This window comes from Sphingobium sp. SG1, from assembly GCF_057063145.1.
This window is the reverse complement of sequence record NZ_JBVVOJ010000008.1, coordinates 38485-53546: the sequence shown is the minus strand read 5'-3', so window position 1 is coordinate 53546 and position 15062 is coordinate 38485. Positions and strand designations below refer to the sequence as shown.

Sequence of the window (15062 nt, the reverse complement as noted above, 5' to 3'; positions counted from 1 at the left end):
CGGTTTGACCTATGGCCCCTATTCTGAACCTGCGCTGACATCGTCGGCGCCGTCCTGCCCGCCGGTGCTGACCAGCGCCACCTTGTTGAGGCCGGCCCGGTTGAGCTCGCCCATCACCCGCATCACCCGGCCATAATCCAGCGCCGTGTCCGCCCGCAGGAAGATTTGCGGTGCGTCGGGCTTGCCGGCATTGGCCGACACGATCTCGGCCAGCCGGTCGGGCAGGTCGGCATCGCTGACCACATCCTCGTCGACATAGATGGCGCCGTCGCGATCGATCGACACCACGGTCGGCTTGGCATCCTGGTCCAGCCCCTTGGCGCGCGTCTCGGGCAGGTTCACCGGCACGCCGGTCACCAGCAGCGGCGCGGTCACCATGAAGATGATCAGCAGCACCAGCATGACGTCGACCAGCGGCGTCACGTTGATGTCTGCCATCGGCGCGCGATTGCGCCCGCGCCGACCGGATGGAGGACCAGACATCGCCATCAGCGTTGGGCCTCAAGCTCGCGGCTCAGCGTCGCGTAGAAGCCATCGGCAAAGCGGTTGAGGCGCGATTCCATCCGGTTGATGCCATGGCTGAACCGGTTGTAGGCGATCACCGCCGGGATGGCGGCGAACAGGCCGATCGCGGTCGCGAACAAGGCCTCGGCAATGCCCGGCGCGACGACGGCGAGCGAGCTGTTCTGCGCCGCGGCGATTGAGGTGAAGGCGCGCATGATGCCCCAGACGGTGCCGAACAGGCCGACGAAGGGGGCAACCGAACCGACCGTCGCCAGGATGTTCAGCCGGTCCGACAGCCGGTCGACCTCGGCCGCGATCGTGCTCGACATGCTGGTCGCCAGCCGGTCGCGCGTGCCGTCGCGGTCGATCACCTTCTGTGCGGTGGAGCGGCGCCATTCGGTGACGCCGGCGGCCATCACCTTGGCGGCCGGGAATTCGGCCTTGCCGCGGGCTTCATAGAAACGGTCGATATCGTCCGCCTTCCAGAAATCCGCCTCGAACGCGCGGCTCTGCTTGCTCGCCTTGCGCAGGGTGAAGCTGAAGCCGATGATGATCGCCCAGGTCCAGATGCTGGCCAGCAACAGGCCCAGCATCACCCCCTTCACGACGATGTCGGCCTGCAGGAACAGGGCGAGCGGCGAAATGGTGGCGGCGTCGGCTGCGGCGCCAACGGCGGCGCCGACGTCAGGCATGGACAGGTTCATGGGTGGATGTCTTCCCCTCGCATCAAACGGCTGAAAATCTCGATCCAGGGGCGCGGCTGGCGCTGCGGTCGTCCCTGGGGTGTCAGATAGGCGACGGTGATGACGCCGTCGGTCAATATGTCCTCGCCGCGCATGACTCTTTGCTGAATGACGCAGCTGGCGGCCCGCACCTCCATCATCTGGCTGACGACCATCAGGTCATCGTCCAGCCGGGCGGGACGGCGATAGGCGAGTTTCAGGTCGGTGACGGCATAGACGCCTTCGCCGCCTTCATGATTGGCGCGCTGGTCGATGCCGGCGATGCGCAGCATGTCGGACCGGGCGCGCTCCATATAGCGCAGATAATTGGCGTGATAGACCAGCCCCGACAGGTCCGTATCCTCGAAATAGATGCGCAGCGGGAAATGATGCACGGCGGCGATGAACCGTCCGGATGCGGGCGCTGGCAGGGGATCGGCAAGGGGCATGGGCGGCTATTAAGCATGGCGTGCGGTTCGCGCAAAGGCGGAAAATCGCGCGGGCGAACCATCCATCCGTCGCGATGGCCCGTTCGCCGCCCGCGAAGGGGCTTGGCGCGCGGCCTTACTTGTCGGTAGGGGTGACTGGAACGAACATTTGGTGAGGAGAATGGGACATGACCGACATAAAGACCGTGGGCGTGATCGGCGCCGGCCAGATGGGGGCGGGCATTGCCCAGGTCGCCGCCCAGGCCGGCTATGACGTGATCCTGTCCGACATCGACCTGCCCCGCGCCGAAAAGGGCAAGGCCGGCATCGCCAAGCTGCTGGCCCGCGCGGTCGAAAAGGAAAAGATCAGCCAGTCCGATGCCGATGCCGCACTGGCCCGCATCACCCCGGTCGGCGAGATCGCGCCGCTCGCCGGCGCCCAGCTGGTGATCGAGGCCGCGACCGAGCGGGAAGAGGTCAAGCGCACCATCTTCACCAATGTCGGCAAGATACTGGCGCCCGGCGCCATCCTCGCCACCAACACCTCGTCGATCCCGATCACCCGCCTCGCCCAGGCCGCGCCTGACGCCAGCCGCTTCGTCGGCGTCCATTTCTTCAATCCGGTGCCGGTGATGGTGCTGGTCGAGGTCATTCGCGGCCTTGCCACGTCGCCCGAAACGGTCGCCGCGGTCGAGGGTTTCGCCGCGAAGATCGGCAAGACCACGGTCCATGCCTTCGACGCACCGGGCTTCGTGGTGAACCGCATCCTGCTGCCGATGCTGAACGAGGCGGTGTTCGTGCTGGGTGAGGGGGTCGGCAGCGTCACCGACATCGACCAGGGTTGCAAGCTGGGCCTCAACCATCCGATGGGGCCGCTGACCCTGCTCGATTTCGTCGGCCTCGACACCGCGCTCGAAATCCTCAACGTCTTCCTCACCACCACCGGCGATCCCAAATATCGTCCGGCGCCGCTGCTGGTCAAATATGTCGAGGCCGGTTGGTATGGCCGCAAGACCGGCAGGGGCTTTTACGATTATTCCGGCCCGGAACCCGTCCCGACCCGCTAAATCCGTCCGGTAGGGCGGCCTTGTGCCGCCCTATCCCGCGCTCAGCCCATGTTTCTTCATGCAGTGGCGCAACTGGTCATAGGTCAGGCCCAGCCCCTTGGCGGTCGCGCGCTGATTATAGCGGAACCGCTCCAGCGCGGCCCGCACGATCGCCGCCTCATGCGCATCGACCGCCGATTTGAGATCGGTGACATCGCCATGGCCGTTCATCACCGATGCGGTCACAGGTGCCGGCGCCGCGCTTTCCGGTGAAACTGCCGCAGTCCCCGGCATCATCGGGCGCGGTTTCCAGGGCGAGGCGAACGGGTCGAACACGATCGCCGAGATCGGCCGCCCCGGCTCGAGCCAGCGATAGACCGCCCGTTCCACCACATTGCGCAGTTCGCGCACGTTGCCCGGCCAGCCATAGCCTTCCAGTTCGGCTGCGCAGGCGGCGGAGAAACCGGGCCATTGCGGCCAGTTCAGTTCCGCCGCCATGCGCCGGCCGAAATGGTCGGCCAGCACCGTTATGTCGCCTTCGCGCGCGCGCAGCGGCGGCAGGGTGATGACCTCGAAGCTCAGCCGGTCGAGCAGATCGGGGCGGAAGCGCCCGGCATCGGCGGCGGCGGGCAGATCCTCGTTGGTCGCCGCGACGATGCGGACATCGACCATCACCGGCCGCGACGATCCGATCCGCGTCACCTCGCCATATTCGATCACGCGCAGCAGCCGCTCCTGCGCCGCCATCGACAATGTGCCCAGCTCGTCCAGGAACAAGGTGCCGCCATCGGCCTCCTCGAACCGGCCCGGCCGCGCCTTGGTCGCGCCGGTGAAGGCGCCCTGTTCATGGCCGAACAATTCCGCCTCGATCAGCGTCTCGGGCAGGGCGGCACAGTTCATCACGATCAGCGGCTCGCCCCAGCGCGGCGACAGATGGTGCAGGCGCTCGGCGATCAGCTCCTTGCCGGTGCCGCGTTCGCCGATCACCAGCACCGGGCGATTAAGTTCGGCGGCCCGCCCGGCCAGCTCGACAGCGTCGAGAAAGGCCAGCGACTGGCCGACAAACTGCGTATTTTTCTCCATGCGCCAAAATATGGGGAAATTTCCCAACTTTCAGCAAGCGAAATCTTTGCGCAGCCGTGCCAAATCATCAGAAAATGGCTGTTTTCTGCGCTTTTCGAAAATTGGCACGGCCTCTGCAATGTTGGGAACGAAGCCGCTGCACAGACAGGCGGCACCTTTAGAAGGCCAGGTTCAAGGAGTGTTGAAGATGGAAAAGAACAGCAACAGCGTTCGCGAAATCGGTCAGCTGATGTCGGTCGCCATTGCCGCCGTCCTGTTCGGATCGACCATGATCCTTTCGGCGGTCGGCCCGGCCCGCGCCAGCGAAGCCCCGGTCCTCGCGACCCAGGATACCCCCGCGACCCTGCGCTATCTGGCGTAAGGCCGCACGACCCAGGCCGGGGCGGAAATGCCCCCTCTCGTCCGCCCCGGCCCCCTTGAAGAGAAGACCAGGAGCACCGTTAAAATGGGTATTTTCTCCCGCACCCGAGACATCATCGCCGCCAATGTCACCGACCTGCTCGACAAGGCCGAAGACCCGGCGAAGATGATCCGCATGATCATCCTCGAAATGGAGGAGACGCTGGTCGAGGTGCGCGCGTCCGCCGCTCGCACGATCGCCGATCAGAAGGAAATGCGTCGCCACATCGGCAAGCTGCAGGCTTTGCAGGACGGCTGGACCGAAAAGGCACAGCTCGCCCTCAGCAAGGACCGCGAGGATCTTGCCAAGGCTGCTCTGGTCGAACGCCAGAAGGCTGCCGACATGGCCGAGCATCTCTCCCACGAGATCGAGGTGCTGGACGAGGCGCTGAAGGCGTCGGAAGAGGATATCGCCAAGCTGCAGGGCAAGCTGCGCGAGGCGCGTGCTCGCCAGAACAGCCTGGTCAGCCGCATGGAAAGCGCGCAGAACCGCCTGCGGGTGCGCGAAGCCTATGCCGGCGAGAAGGTCAATGAAGCCTTTGCCCGCTTCGACATGCTCGAACGCCGCGTCGATATGGCCGAAGGCCGCGCCGATGCCATGGGTCTGGGCGCGCAGCCCAAGACGCTGGAAGAGGAAATCGCGGAACTGAAGTCGGCCGACAAGGTCGATGCCGATCTCGCCGCGCTCAAGGCCAGCATGAACAAGGGAGCCTGATCCCATGGAAGACGTCTTCTTGCCTATCATGGTCTGCGGCATGCTGTTCATCGGCATGCCCTGGCTGATCTTCCACTATGTCACCAAGTGGAAGCAGGCGCCCAAGATCACCGACGAGGATGAGCGGCTGCTGGACGAACTCCACCTGCTCGCCCGCCGTCTCGAAGACAGGCTGCAGACGGTCGAACGGATCGTCGCAGCCGACAATCCCGACTTCCGCCCGCAACGTCCGGCACAGGACGATAATTACGACTTCGACCGGAGGAACTGACATGAGCGCCCGCCGCACCAAATTCTATCTCGACAAGCAGAATGGCAAGTGGATGGGCGTGTGCTCCGGCATCGCCGACTATACCGGGATCGACGTGGTCTGGGTTCGGGTCGGCGCGGTGCTGGTGACCCTCATGGGCGCCTTCCCCTGGACGCTGATCGCCTATTTCGCCGCCGCCTATTTCGCCGATGCCAAGCCCCAGGGCCTCTATTCGGATCGGGACGACGAGAAATTCTGGCAGGGCGTGCGCACCAACCCGGCGCGCTCCACCCGCGACGTCCGCTCCAAGTTCCGCGACATCGACCGCCGCCTCGCCGACATCGAGGTCTATTATACCAGCCGCAACACGCGCCTCGCCGACGAGATCGACAGCCTGCGCTGAAGCATAGCCAGGACAGGGCAGCAATAACGGGGAGTTAAGGCCATGAATTTCGCAGGACCGACCTTCGTTCTGGCCATCATCGCCATGTCGACGCTGGGCTGGATGTTCACCACCTGGGTCCGTGCCCGCCATGGTTATCCGGTTGAAAATGAATGGACGGGCACCGTTCATCGAACAGATCCCGACGCCGGTCGAAAAATCGACCTTCTTTCAAGTGAAAACGAAAAGCTGACTGGCCGCATCAGCCGCCTCGAAGAACGCATCGCAGTCCTCGAACGGATCGCCACCGATCCCGCCGCCCGGACCGCGCGCGATATCGACGCGCTGCGCTGACGCTGACCAGGCAAGGGGAGTAAAGATCATGGTTCCAGTTGAAGTTCTTGCGCCTGCTGCGGTCATCGTCGGATCGCTGGGTGTCGCGGGTTGGGTTTTTACCACCTGGCTTCGCATCCGGCACGGCTACCCGCTGGAAAATAGCTGGGGCAAGGCGGTCTATCCGCAGAAGAATGAGGAACTGGTCGAGCGAATCAAGCTGATCAGCCAGGAAAATGCCCAGCTGCGCGCCGAAATCGGCTCGATGAAGGACCGGCTCGCCGTGGTCGAGCGGATCGTCACCGATGAAAGCCATCAGCTCAATCGCGAAATCGAGCGGCTGCGCGGCCCGGCGAACTGATCGCCCCGCGCGCCCAAGGGAGGACAGATATGAATCCGTTTGAAATGGTCGTCGCCATCGTCGCGATCACCGCCATCGCCAGCGTCGTCCGCGCCAAATATGGTGTCGTGCGCCGCCACAAGGGCGAGGATTTCATCCAGCGCGGTCCCGATCCGGAGGCTGAACGCCTCCGCGCCGAAGTGAAGGCGCTCAAGGACCGGGTCGCCGTGCTGGAACGGCTCGCCACCGACAGTTCGACCGCGCTGGAGCGCGAATTCGAGAAGCTCAAGGACCGCGACTGATCGCGGCAAAGGACACAGGGAGGACATCATGCAGGATCCCCTCTTCTACCTCACCATGGCCACCGCCGGCCTCGCCGGCCTCACCATCGTCGCCTTCGCGTCGCTGCGCGGCTGGAACGGCTGGCTCGACCTCAAGCGGGCGGAACTGAGCCGCCGCAGCGAGGAAGCCGCCCCACCCTCGGCCGCCGCCCGGATCGAGGTCGCCGACCTCAAGGAACGCATCCGCAAGCTCGAAGCCATCGCCGCCGGCGTCGATCTCTGATCCGCCGGCGGGGAAAAGCGGCTTTCCCGCACCGCTTTTCCCCCTATATGGGCGGCATGACCGATCAGCCCGCCCCGATGCCCGTTCTGGCCGACCTCCAGGAAGAATATGAATTTCTCGACGCCGATGATCGCTATCGCCTGTTGATCGATCTGGGCCGGGGGCTGGAGGATATGCCCGACGCGCTCAAGACTGACACGACGCTGGTGCGGGGCTGTTCGGCGGCGGTCTGGGTCTATCCCACGGTGCTCGACGATGGCCGGCTCCATTTCCTTGCCGACAGCAATGCCGCCATCACCAAGGGGATCATCGCGCTGGTGCTGCTGACCGTGCAGGACCGCGCCCCGGCACAGATCGGCGCGACCGATATCGAAGGCGCGCTGGCGCCCTTCGACCTCAAAAACCAGCTCAGTTCCAACCGCACCCAGGGCATTCCCAACATGATAGCCCTGATCCGCGAGACCGCTGCCCGCTACGCCTGACGGAAACTCCCGCGCATCCCCGCGTTCTTGCCTGACAAGGAGAATGCGACAATGCGCCATATCATGCCCCTCGCCATGCTCGGCCTGCTGGCCGCCTGTTCGGGCGGGGACAAGAAGGAACCGACCCAGCGCGACCAGATCGGCCAGGTCTGGAAATATGAAACCGCCGGCGCCAGCCAGAAGGTCGCCTATATCGGCAGCGCCAACAGCGTGCAGACCATGACCGCCGCCGACACCTTCTCGGTGCTGATGGTCCAGCCCATGTCCAATGGCGAAAAGACGGTGACGGTGAAGCTGGTCGGCGCGCCCTTCCAGTGCGACCTGTCCGACTGCGCGGTCGATGCCACCACCGACGATGGCAAGGCCCATCGCTGGAAGGGCCGCATGACCGAAGCGAAGGACGGGATCGAGATCATGCCCTCTCAGAACGCCTATGAGGCGATCGCCAAGGCCAGGAGCCTGAAGGTCGATCTTGCCGTCGGCCCGAAAGACCAGCGCTTTCCGTTCGAATTCAACGTCGCCGGGCTCGACCTCAAGAAGGGCGCCTGATGCGCGACTGGCGAGCGCGACGCTGCGCTCGCCATGACCGCCTGCCTTATTCCTGCAACGACACGCCGGGGCTGCGCGGGTCGGCGGCGCCAATCCAGTGGCCGTCGGCGGTGCGCTCGGCGGCATTGGCCTTGAGGCCCAGGCGCGAAATGGTGACGCGGTGGCCCAGTTTCTCCAGCGGTCCCTTCATCGCCTCCAGCGACGTGCCCTGTTCCAGCACCAGCCCCTCGCCATTGAAGAATTCCAGCCCCAGCGCGATCGAATCCTGCGCCGACAGGCCCCAGTCGAAATGGGCGATCAGCGCCTTGGCGACCTGCATGATGATGGTCTTGCCGCCGGCGGCACCAACGGTGAAGATCGGCATACCCTTGTCGTCATAGACGATCGTCGGCGACATGGATGACAGCGGCCGCTTGCCCGGTTCCACCCGGTTGGCGACCGGCGCGCCATTCTTCTCGGGCGTGAAGCTGAAATCGGTCAGCTCATTGTTCAGCACCACGCCATTGGCGACCAGCTGGCTGCCGAAGAAGCTCTCGATCGTCGATGTCCAGGCCGCGATGTCGCCATTGCGGTCCACCGCGACGAAATGGCTGGTGCCGCTTTCCGGTTGGGGCAGGGCGCTGGTGCGCGGCTGCGCCCCGGCGGGCAGACCGGGCTTGTAGGCAGTGAGCGCCTTGTTCAGCCGGATCTCGCCCGACCGCTGCTTCAAATAAGCGGGATCGATCAGCCCGGCGATCGGCACGTTCACGAACTCGGGGTCGCCCAGCCAGGTGTCACGGTCGGCATAGGCCAGTTGCATCGCTTCGCCGATGACGTGCCAGGAGCGCGGATCATCCTTGCCCCACTGCGCCAGCGGGAAGCGCTCGACCATGCCCAGCACCTGCAGCACGGTGATGCCGCCGGCCGACGCCGGCCCCATGCCGCACACCGTATAGACGCGATAATGGCCGCATACCGGTTTGCGGTCCTTGACCTGGTAATTGGCCAGATCCTGGGTCGTCATCGGCACCGGGTTCTTGGGCGCATTGGTGACCGCTTTGGCGATCGCCTGCGCATTCTCGCCCAGATAGAAGGCGTCTGGCCCTTCGGCCGCGATCCGCTTGAACAGGGCGGCGAGCGGCGGGTTCTTCAATGTCGTGCCGACCGCCGGCAATTGTCCGTCGATCCAGTAATAGCTGCGGATTTCGGGGAAATCGGCCCAGATATTCTGCAACGCCTTCAGCGCCGTGGCGGTGCGCTCGCCCAGCTGGAAGCCGTCGTCGGCCAGCCGGATCGCCGGCTGGAACAGGTCGGCCCAGGGCAGCTTGCCCCATTTCTTGTGGGCTTCCCACGCCATGCGCAGATTGCCCGGCACGCCGACCGAATAGCCGCCCGGCCAGGCCTGGACGAAGGGCAGCGGCTTGCCGTCGGGGCCCATGAAGCGGTCGGGCCGGGCGGCGGCCGGGGCGGTCTCGCGCCCGTCGATCGATTCCAGCACGCCGCTCGCGCCATCATGATGCATCAGGAAGCCGCCGCCGCCGATGCCGCTATTGTGCGGCTCGACCACGTTCAGCGCCAGCATCATCGCGATCGCGGCGTCGGTGGCGCTGCCGCCCTTGCGCAATATTTCCTGCCCCGCCGCCGCCGCGCGCGGATCGGCGGCAGATACGGTGGCATTCAAGGCCACCGGCTCGCGCGCCAGGGCGGTTACGGGCGCCAGGGCAAGGGGGGCAATCAGGGCGAAGGGGGCCAGCAGGCCGGTCAGGCGGGAGGTCATGGCCGGCACCCTAAAGCTCGCATTTCGTTTCGCAACCCGTCTTGTTTCGATCATGTCCGGGAAGGACGGATCAGGCGTCGATCCCCACCACCTCGCCGATATGCCGCACCCCATCGCGCGCCATCAGCGCCTTCAGGCCATCATTGATCCGCCTGGCGAGATAGGGGCCTTCATAGACCAGCGCGCTATAGACCTGCACCAGCGAGGCACCGGCGCGGATGCGGGCATAGGCCTGCTCCGCATTGGCGATGCCACCCACGCCGATCAGCGGCAATCGGTCGCCCAGCAGCCGGCGGAAATCCTTGAGCTTGCCCAGCGACAGGTCGGTGAGCGGCGCGCCCGACAGGCCGCCGGTCTCGCCTGCATGGGGCGATTGCATCGCCGGACGGGTGATGGTGGTGTTCGACACGATCAGCGCGTCGATCCGATGGTCGATGCAGGCGGCGGCAATATCCTCGATATCGGCCGGCTCCAGGTCCGGCGCGACCTTCAGGAAGATCGGCGGGCCGCCTTCGGGCCGTGCCGCCATCACCGCGCCCAGCAGATCGTCCAGCGCCGCCCGGCCCTGCAGCGCGCGCAGCCCCGGCGTGTTGGGCGACGAGATATTGACGGTCAGATAATCGGCCAGCGGCGCCATGCAGGTAACGCCGGTGGCATAATCGGCATTGGCGCGCCCGGCCGCCGTCGCTTCCTTGTTCGCGCCGATATTGATGCCGATCACCGGTCCTTCGCCTACCGGCCGGCGATAGCGGGCGATGCGGTCGGCGGCGGCGCCCTGGCCGCCATTGTTGAAGCCGAAGCGATTGATCACTGCCTTGTCCTCGACCAGTCTGAACAGGCGCGGCTGGGGATTGCCCGGTTGTGCCAGCGGCGTCAGCGTCCCCAGTTCGGCAAAGCCGAAGCCCAGTCCATGCATCTTGTGCGCGACCCGGCCGTCCTTGTCATAACCTGCCGCCAGACCCACCGGATTGGGAAAGGCGATTCCCGCCACCGTCTGCGCCAGCATCGGGTCGGCCTTCAGCGGGGCCGGGGTCGGCATCATCCGCAGCAGTGCGATCGACAGATTATGGGCGCGCTCGGCATCGAGCGCGAAGAAGAGCGGACGGATCAGGCGATAGGACATGGCCGCGCTATGCCAGCGGCGCCTGCGCAGGTCGAGTCGTGTTGCGTTATTGCAACAACATATTCCCTTGCGTCATTTCATGACAGAAAACGTCATGAATGCGATCCTTTTCGGTCGTCAGATGTCCGATCTGTCCAATAATCTTCCACCGATTCGGGCTTAAAGCCGTCTTGCGACCCGAAGGCTCTAGGCCATTTTGGCTGATGAGACCTTTTCCTGACCCGGCAGTGAAAGCTGCCGGGTCATTTTTTTGTTGCAACGCTGTGGCGAAAAATCGTCATGGTGACGTCATGGCTCTTGCACGGTCGTTGGCCGCGCTCATAATGCCGCCACTGGGGTGAAACTATGGGGCCGCAACATTGGGATCTGCCGCTGAGTGCGGCGCGGGGGGTGGTGCCGGATAATCGCGGGCCATTGTCCTATTCGGTGGATGCCGAACAGGGCCCGGTCCGCTTGCGCTATTTCACCCCGCCGGAAAAGGTCCGGCCCTATTTCGGCTCGCTCTACATATTTTCCGTGGCGGCCGACCATTATGCCGACGTCACCCGCGCCGATGTCGCGCAACTGCGGCTTATGCTGCGGGGCGATGGGCGCTATCATTTCCAGGATGGCTCGGTGCAGCGGCCCCCCGCCGTAGGCCTGATCGGCCCTACGCAGGGGGCGACCCGCTTCGAACTGGATGCGCCGACCCGGTTGCTGGGCGTGTCGCTGCTGCCGGCCGGCTGGCTGGCGCTGCATGGCGGCGACGCCGACAAGCTGGCCGATGGCCTGTGCGATCTGGCGGCGGAGCGGGATGACGGCTTTCTCGATCTGCTCGCCCAGTTGCAGCGCATGGAGGATGGCGACGCCATGGCCGCGCTCACCTGGTCCTTCCTCGCCGAACGGATCAAGCCGCTGCCCGAAGCGACCTGGGCGATCCTGCGGGCGATCGACAGCTGGCTGATCGGCGAAGGCTCGCCCCGGATCGAGGTGCTGAGCGAGATGACCGAATTGTCGCCGCGCCAACTCGCCCGCATCACCAACAAGCTCTATGGCGCCCCGCCCAAGCTGCTCGCCCGCAAATATCGCGCCCTGCGCTGCAGCGCGCGGATCGCGCTCGACCATGAAAGCTGGCAGGCCCTGTGCGACGATGGCAGTTTCTACGACCAGTCGCATTTCATTCGCGAGATCAAGCATTTCATCGGCATGACCCCGCACCAGCTCCAGACCGAGCCAACCGCCGTGGTTCAGCTGACCCTGCTCCGACGCACGCTGGGCGGCGATGTCGCGGTGCTCAACCGGCTGAGCTGATCGCTATTTGGAATGCGCCTTTGGCGTATCCGTACCGGCCCACACCCCCACCCGGCCGCCCATCAGGGTATCATGTCTGGGAGGTCGGGTGGGGGTGTGGGCCGGTGCGGCTCTGAAAATGCGCTCTTTCGCGCATTTTCCAAACAGACTCCCAAGGTAGGAGAAATGCCTTGATTCCGGGGGCGAGTGGGACCACATGCCCAATCGGATTGATTCGATCCGATTTGAGAATGGTTCGCAACACGCATGAAATTATCGAGCTTTGCCGATTATGCCGTCGTGCTGATGTCTGCCGCCGCCCGCCACTGCGGTGCGGCGAAGATGAACGCGACCACGCTCAGCGCCGAAACCGGCATCCCGCTGCCCACCGCGCAGAAGCTGGTGAGCCGGCTGTCGGCGGCGGGTCTGCTCGAATCGAGCCGGGGCACCGGTGGCGGCGTGCGTCTGTCGCGCCCGCCCGCGACGATCACCCTGGCGGACGTGGTGGAGGCGGTCGAAGGCCCCATCGCCATGACCGCATGCAGCGAACAGGGGGCGCATGACTGCAATCTGGAACAGGATTGCCGCATCCGTCCGCACATGAATCTGGCGAACAACGCGATCCGCGAAGCGCTCGCGAACGTGACCATCGCCAGCCTGACACGAGAAATGGCATGACTGAAGAAGTGAGCACCGTCCGTAATCAGGAAGCGCTGGAGGCCGCCGAGCGCGCCTCCACCTATGAGCATGGCTGGTCGTCGGCCATCGAGCAGGATTTCGCGCCCAAGGGCCTGAACGAGGATACGGTCCGCTTCATCTCGGCCAAGAAGAACGAGCCGCAATGGCTGCTCGACTGGCGCCTGAAGGCCTTTGCCATGTGGCAGAAGATGGAAGCGCCGGACTGGGCCAAGCTCAACGTCCCGCCGATCGACTATCAGGACGCCTATTATTACGCCGAGCCCAAGAAGAAGGTGGAACTGGATTCACTGGATCAGGTCGATCCCGAAATCCTGGCCACCTATCAGAAGCTGGGTATCCCCATCGCCGAGCAGGAAATGCTCGCCGGCGTGAAGGGCAGCCGCAAGATCGCGGTCGACGCCGTGTTCGACTCGGTCTCGGTCGCCACCACCTTCCGCAAGGAGCTGGAGGAAGCGGGCGTCATCTTCCGCTCGATCAGCGAGGCGGTGCGCGAATTCCCCGACCTCGTAAAGAAGTGGCTGGGCAAGGTCGTGCCGATGCACGACAATTATTTCGCCACCTTGAACTGCGCGGTCTTTTCCGACGGCACCTTCGTCTACATTCCTAAGGGCGTTCGCTGCCCGATGGAGCTGTCGACCTATTTCCGCATCAATGCGGAAAATACCGGCCAGTTTGAGCGCACGCTGATCGTCGCGGATGATGGCGCCTATGTCTCCTATCTCGAAGGCTGCACCGCGCCGATGCGCGATGAAAATCAGCTCCACGCCGCCGTGGTGGAACTGGTCGCGCTCGACGATGCGGAGATCAAGTATAGCACCGTCCAGAACTGGTATCCCGGTGACGAGAATGGCAAGGGCGGCATCTATAATTTCGTGACCAAGCGCGCGCTCTGTCAGGGCCGCAACAGCAAGGTGTCTTGGACCCAAGTCGAAACCGGATCCGCCATTACCTGGAAATATCCGTCCTGCGTGCTGAACGGCGAGAATAGCGTCGGCGAATTCTACTCGGTCGCGCTCACCAACAATCTGCAGCAGGCCGACACCGGCACCAAGATGATCCACAATGGCAAGGGCAGCCGCTCGACCATCGTGTCGAAGGGTATCTCGGCCGGCCGGTCCAACAACACCTATCGCGGCCTCGTCCGCGTGAGCCCAAGCGCCGAAGGTGTGCGCAACTTCACCCAGTGCGACAGCCTGCTGCTGGGCGACCAGTGCGGCGCCCACACCGTGCCCTATATCGAGGTGCGCAATCCCAGCGCCCAGATCGAGCATGAGGCGACCACCAGCAAGATCAGCGACGACCAGCTTTTCTACGCGATGCAGCGCGGCCTGGATCAGGAAAGCGCGGTCAGCCTGATCGTCAACGGCTTCGCTAAGGAAGTGCTGCAACAACTGCCGATGGAATTCGCGGTGGAAGCGCAGAAGCTGCTGGGCATCAGCCTGGAAGGTTCGGTCGGTTGATCGATCAGACATCCCTGGATCAGGCCCGCCGCCTAAACTCCCCTCCCCTTCAGGGGAGGGGCCGGGGGTGGGGGCTCTCGGCTGGTCGTCTCGGCCAGTTGCAGGGCTTCGCGCGCGAAATGCGTCATGAGCCGACCGAGCCGGAAAAGCGCCTATGGGCGAGATTGTCCCGCTCCCAGATCGGTGGCCATAAATTCCGCCGCCAATCTGTGATCGGCCCTTTCATCGTAGACTTCCTCTGCCCGCAAAAGGCGCTGATCGTGGAAGTCGATGGAGACACCCATGTTGCGGGTTCCGATGTGGCGCGCGATCAGGCGCTGCAACAGCAGGGTTACCATATCATCCGGATCGCCAATGATGCGGTGATGCAGAATATCGAAGGGGTTTGTGCTGCGATCCTTGGCGCGCTGGATCAGGCGCCGGATCGTTGGGCTAGCCCCCACCCCAACCCCTCCCCTGAAGGCGAGGGGCTTTTTCAGATCAACGAAAAGACGAGCGATCAATGAGCGACGAAGACGATATCCAGGATGCCCTCGCCGATTTCGCGGAGGATGTCGGCAATGGCCAGGCATGGACCGCCGCGATCCGGATCCTGACCGAGGATTATGAGCTGGAAGAGGGCGAGCTTGCCGCCCGCGCCGCCAAGGATTTCGGCGATCTCGACGCCTATCAGGCCGAATGCCGCGATGCGCTGGAAAAGGGCGACGTCGCGATGACCGAGAAGCTGCGGAGCGACAAGGCCTTCCACAAGGCGAAGGCGCCCAACCTCGCCCGCATGGGACCGGTCAGCGAATTCGTCGTCGCGCTGCTGGAAAAGGGCGCGCCGGAACCGGACGCCGACTGGTGGCCCTATATGCCGATCAAGCGCCATATCGACACGCTCTTCCCCGCGCCGGGCGACGTGCGCGACATGGCCTTCTGGACCGCGCGGACGCTCCAGCGCGCGCATAAGGACTAA

The 15062-nt window shown here is 64.5% G+C and carries 22 protein-coding genes; 16 read left to right on the top strand and 6 right to left on the bottom strand.

Features of this window, described 5'->3' with window-relative positions:
- Positions 1 to 18 precede the first annotated feature (18 nt).
- The 3 genes from tolR to AC0KVN_RS17470 are packed head-to-tail and all read right to left on the bottom strand — an operon-like array spanning position 19 to position 1675.
- Entirely contained in the window at positions 19 to 489 is a 471-nt protein-coding gene (tolR, locus tag AC0KVN_RS17480; RefSeq protein WP_004209369.1) for a protein TolR, read from the bottom strand.
- On the bottom strand, positions 489 to 1208 hold the full coding sequence (tolQ, locus tag AC0KVN_RS17475) for a protein TolQ (RefSeq protein ID WP_004209370.1): 720 nt from the start codon (positions 1206 to 1208) through the stop codon (positions 489 to 491). Before tolQ ends, tolR begins: the two co-directional genes overlap by 1 nt.
- A complete protein-coding gene (locus AC0KVN_RS17470) occupies positions 1205 to 1675 on the bottom strand; it encodes a YbgC/FadM family acyl-CoA thioesterase (RefSeq protein ID WP_435568199.1) in 471 nt (156 codons plus the stop codon). Before AC0KVN_RS17470 ends, tolQ begins: the two co-directional genes overlap by 4 nt.
- A gap of 167 nt (positions 1676 to 1842) precedes the next feature.
- Between AC0KVN_RS17470 and AC0KVN_RS17465 the strand changes: the two genes are divergently transcribed.
- Positions 1843 to 2721, top strand: coding sequence for a 3-hydroxybutyryl-CoA dehydrogenase (locus AC0KVN_RS17465; protein ID WP_435568198.1), 879 nt, complete (start codon positions 1843 to 1845; stop codon positions 2719 to 2721).
- A gap of 30 nt (positions 2722 to 2751) precedes the next feature.
- Here the strand turns inward: AC0KVN_RS17465 and pspF are convergent, their stop codons facing one another.
- The gene (gene pspF / locus AC0KVN_RS17460; RefSeq protein WP_435568197.1) at positions 2752 to 3783 is read right to left on the bottom strand and encodes a phage shock protein operon transcriptional activator; all 1032 of its coding nucleotides are present in this window, start codon (positions 3781 to 3783) and stop codon (positions 2752 to 2754) included.
- A gap of 187 nt (positions 3784 to 3970) precedes the next feature.
- Between pspF and AC0KVN_RS17455 the strand changes: the two genes are divergently transcribed.
- The 10 genes from AC0KVN_RS17455 to AC0KVN_RS17410 all read left to right on the top strand — a co-directional run bounded on the left by AC0KVN_RS17455 (position 3971) and on the right by AC0KVN_RS17410 (position 7797).
- Positions 3971 to 4144, top strand: coding sequence for a hypothetical protein (locus AC0KVN_RS17455; protein WP_007708701.1), 174 nt, complete (start codon positions 3971 to 3973; stop codon positions 4142 to 4144).
- An 84-nt stretch (positions 4145 to 4228) separates the two neighbouring features.
- Positions 4229 to 4897, top strand: a complete 669-nt coding sequence (pspA, locus tag AC0KVN_RS17450) for a phage shock protein PspA (RefSeq protein WP_004209375.1) — start codon at positions 4229 to 4231, stop codon at positions 4895 to 4897.
- Positions 4898 to 4901: 4 nt separating this feature from the next.
- Complete coding sequence (pspB, locus tag AC0KVN_RS17445) at positions 4902 to 5168, top strand: envelope stress response membrane protein PspB (RefSeq protein ID WP_004209376.1); 267 nt, start codon at positions 4902 to 4904, stop codon at positions 5166 to 5168.
- 1 nt (position 5169) lies between these two features.
- Positions 5170 to 5550 carry an envelope stress response membrane protein PspC gene (gene pspC / locus AC0KVN_RS17440; protein WP_004209378.1) on the top strand — a complete coding sequence of 127 codons (381 nt, stop codon included), beginning with the start codon at positions 5170 to 5172 and terminating at the stop codon, positions 5548 to 5550.
- A 42-nt stretch (positions 5551 to 5592) separates the two neighbouring features.
- Positions 5593 to 5883 carry a hypothetical protein gene (locus tag AC0KVN_RS17435; RefSeq protein ID WP_004209379.1) on the top strand — a complete coding sequence of 97 codons (291 nt, stop codon included), beginning with the start codon at positions 5593 to 5595 and terminating at the stop codon, positions 5881 to 5883.
- 28 nt (positions 5884 to 5911) lie between these two features.
- Positions 5912 to 6223 (top strand): hypothetical protein, encoded by a 312-nt coding sequence (locus tag AC0KVN_RS17430; RefSeq protein ID WP_037508090.1) that lies wholly within the window; start codon positions 5912 to 5914, stop codon positions 6221 to 6223.
- 29 nt (positions 6224 to 6252) lie between these two features.
- On the top strand, positions 6253 to 6504 hold the full coding sequence (locus AC0KVN_RS17425; RefSeq protein ID WP_007708693.1) for a hypothetical protein: 252 nt from the start codon (positions 6253 to 6255) through the stop codon (positions 6502 to 6504).
- Between the two features lie 28 nt (positions 6505 to 6532).
- Positions 6533 to 6766 carry a hypothetical protein gene (locus AC0KVN_RS17420; RefSeq protein WP_010339237.1) on the top strand — a complete coding sequence of 78 codons (234 nt, stop codon included), beginning with the start codon at positions 6533 to 6535 and terminating at the stop codon, positions 6764 to 6766.
- A 47-nt stretch (positions 6767 to 6813) separates the two neighbouring features.
- Positions 6814 to 7248: a SufE family protein gene (locus AC0KVN_RS17415; RefSeq protein ID WP_037519416.1), complete on the top strand. Its 435-nt coding sequence runs from the start codon at positions 6814 to 6816 to the stop codon at positions 7246 to 7248.
- 51 nt (positions 7249 to 7299) lie between these two features.
- A complete protein-coding gene (locus AC0KVN_RS17410; RefSeq protein WP_161734174.1) occupies positions 7300 to 7797 on the top strand; it encodes a hypothetical protein in 498 nt (165 codons plus the stop codon).
- Positions 7798 to 7843: 46 nt separating this feature from the next.
- Here AC0KVN_RS17410 and ggt read toward each other — a convergent pair whose 3' ends face one another.
- Positions 7844 to 9553, bottom strand: a complete 1710-nt coding sequence (gene ggt / locus AC0KVN_RS17405) for a gamma-glutamyltransferase (protein WP_483656226.1) — start codon at positions 9551 to 9553, stop codon at positions 7844 to 7846.
- A 70-nt stretch (positions 9554 to 9623) separates the two neighbouring features.
- Positions 9624 to 10676, bottom strand: coding sequence for a quinone-dependent dihydroorotate dehydrogenase (locus AC0KVN_RS17400; protein ID WP_435568195.1), 1053 nt, complete (start codon positions 10674 to 10676; stop codon positions 9624 to 9626).
- A gap of 345 nt (positions 10677 to 11021) precedes the next feature.
- Here AC0KVN_RS17400 and AC0KVN_RS17395 point away from each other — a divergent pair, with 345 nt between their 5' ends.
- From AC0KVN_RS17395 to AC0KVN_RS17375, 5 genes are all read left to right on the top strand, one after another.
- Positions 11022 to 11966 carry a helix-turn-helix domain-containing protein gene (locus AC0KVN_RS17395; RefSeq protein ID WP_010339232.1) on the top strand — a complete coding sequence of 315 codons (945 nt, stop codon included), beginning with the start codon at positions 11022 to 11024 and terminating at the stop codon, positions 11964 to 11966.
- 246 nt (positions 11967 to 12212) lie between these two features.
- Positions 12213 to 12623 carry an RrF2 family transcriptional regulator gene (locus AC0KVN_RS17390; RefSeq protein WP_004209390.1) on the top strand — a complete coding sequence of 137 codons (411 nt, stop codon included), beginning with the start codon at positions 12213 to 12215 and terminating at the stop codon, positions 12621 to 12623.
- On the top strand, positions 12620 to 14104 hold the full coding sequence (sufB, locus tag AC0KVN_RS17385; RefSeq protein WP_010339231.1) for a Fe-S cluster assembly protein SufB: 1485 nt from the start codon (positions 12620 to 12622) through the stop codon (positions 14102 to 14104). Before AC0KVN_RS17390 ends, sufB begins: the two co-directional genes overlap by 4 nt.
- The gene (locus tag AC0KVN_RS17380; RefSeq protein ID WP_435568194.1) at positions 14101 to 14610 is read left to right on the top strand and encodes an endonuclease domain-containing protein; all 510 of its coding nucleotides are present in this window, start codon (positions 14101 to 14103) and stop codon (positions 14608 to 14610) included. Before sufB ends, AC0KVN_RS17380 begins: the two co-directional genes overlap by 4 nt.
- Positions 14607 to 15062: a hypothetical protein gene (locus tag AC0KVN_RS17375; RefSeq protein ID WP_037508097.1), complete on the top strand. Its 456-nt coding sequence runs from the start codon at positions 14607 to 14609 to the stop codon at positions 15060 to 15062. Before AC0KVN_RS17380 ends, AC0KVN_RS17375 begins: the two co-directional genes overlap by 4 nt.

Bases quoted from the DNA above. Each gene is read 5' to 3' on its own strand.
- tolR (WP_004209369.1), bottom strand. From the start codon at position 489: ATGGCGATGTCTGGTCCTCCATCCGGTCGGCGCGGGCGCAATCGCGCG.
- tolQ (WP_004209370.1), bottom strand. From the start codon at position 1,208: ATGAACCTGTCCATGCCTGACGTCGGCGCCGCCGTTGGCGCCGCAGCC.
- AC0KVN_RS17470 (WP_435568199.1), bottom strand. From the start codon at position 1,675: ATGCCCCTTGCCGATCCCCTGCCAGCGCCCGCATCCGGACGGTTCATC.
- AC0KVN_RS17465 (WP_435568198.1), top strand. From the start codon at position 1,843: ATGACCGACATAAAGACCGTGGGCGTGATCGGCGCCGGCCAGATGGGG.
- pspF (WP_435568197.1), bottom strand. From the start codon at position 3,783: ATGGAGAAAAATACGCAGTTTGTCGGCCAGTCGCTGGCCTTTCTCGAC.
- AC0KVN_RS17455 (WP_007708701.1), top strand. From the start codon at position 3,971: ATGGAAAAGAACAGCAACAGCGTTCGCGAAATCGGTCAGCTGATGTCG.
- pspA (WP_004209375.1), top strand. From the start codon at position 4,229: ATGGGTATTTTCTCCCGCACCCGAGACATCATCGCCGCCAATGTCACC.
- pspB (WP_004209376.1), top strand. From the start codon at position 4,902: ATGGAAGACGTCTTCTTGCCTATCATGGTCTGCGGCATGCTGTTCATC.
- pspC (WP_004209378.1), top strand. From the start codon at position 5,170: ATGAGCGCCCGCCGCACCAAATTCTATCTCGACAAGCAGAATGGCAAG.
- AC0KVN_RS17435 (WP_004209379.1), top strand. From the start codon at position 5,593: ATGAATTTCGCAGGACCGACCTTCGTTCTGGCCATCATCGCCATGTCG.
- AC0KVN_RS17430 (WP_037508090.1), top strand. From the start codon at position 5,912: ATGGTTCCAGTTGAAGTTCTTGCGCCTGCTGCGGTCATCGTCGGATCG.
- AC0KVN_RS17425 (WP_007708693.1), top strand. From the start codon at position 6,253: ATGAATCCGTTTGAAATGGTCGTCGCCATCGTCGCGATCACCGCCATC.
- AC0KVN_RS17420 (WP_010339237.1), top strand. From the start codon at position 6,533: ATGCAGGATCCCCTCTTCTACCTCACCATGGCCACCGCCGGCCTCGCC.
- AC0KVN_RS17415 (WP_037519416.1), top strand. From the start codon at position 6,814: ATGGGCGGCATGACCGATCAGCCCGCCCCGATGCCCGTTCTGGCCGAC.
- AC0KVN_RS17410 (WP_161734174.1), top strand. From the start codon at position 7,300: ATGCGCCATATCATGCCCCTCGCCATGCTCGGCCTGCTGGCCGCCTGT.
- ggt (WP_483656226.1), bottom strand. From the start codon at position 9,553: ATGACCTCCCGCCTGACCGGCCTGCTGGCCCCCTTCGCCCTGATTGCC.
- AC0KVN_RS17400 (WP_435568195.1), bottom strand. From the start codon at position 10,676: ATGTCCTATCGCCTGATCCGTCCGCTCTTCTTCGCGCTCGATGCCGAG.
- AC0KVN_RS17395 (WP_010339232.1), top strand. From the start codon at position 11,022: ATGGGGCCGCAACATTGGGATCTGCCGCTGAGTGCGGCGCGGGGGGTG.
- AC0KVN_RS17390 (WP_004209390.1), top strand. From the start codon at position 12,213: ATGAAATTATCGAGCTTTGCCGATTATGCCGTCGTGCTGATGTCTGCC.
- sufB (WP_010339231.1), top strand. From the start codon at position 12,620: ATGACTGAAGAAGTGAGCACCGTCCGTAATCAGGAAGCGCTGGAGGCC.
- AC0KVN_RS17375 (WP_037508097.1), top strand. From the start codon at position 14,607: ATGAGCGACGAAGACGATATCCAGGATGCCCTCGCCGATTTCGCGGAG.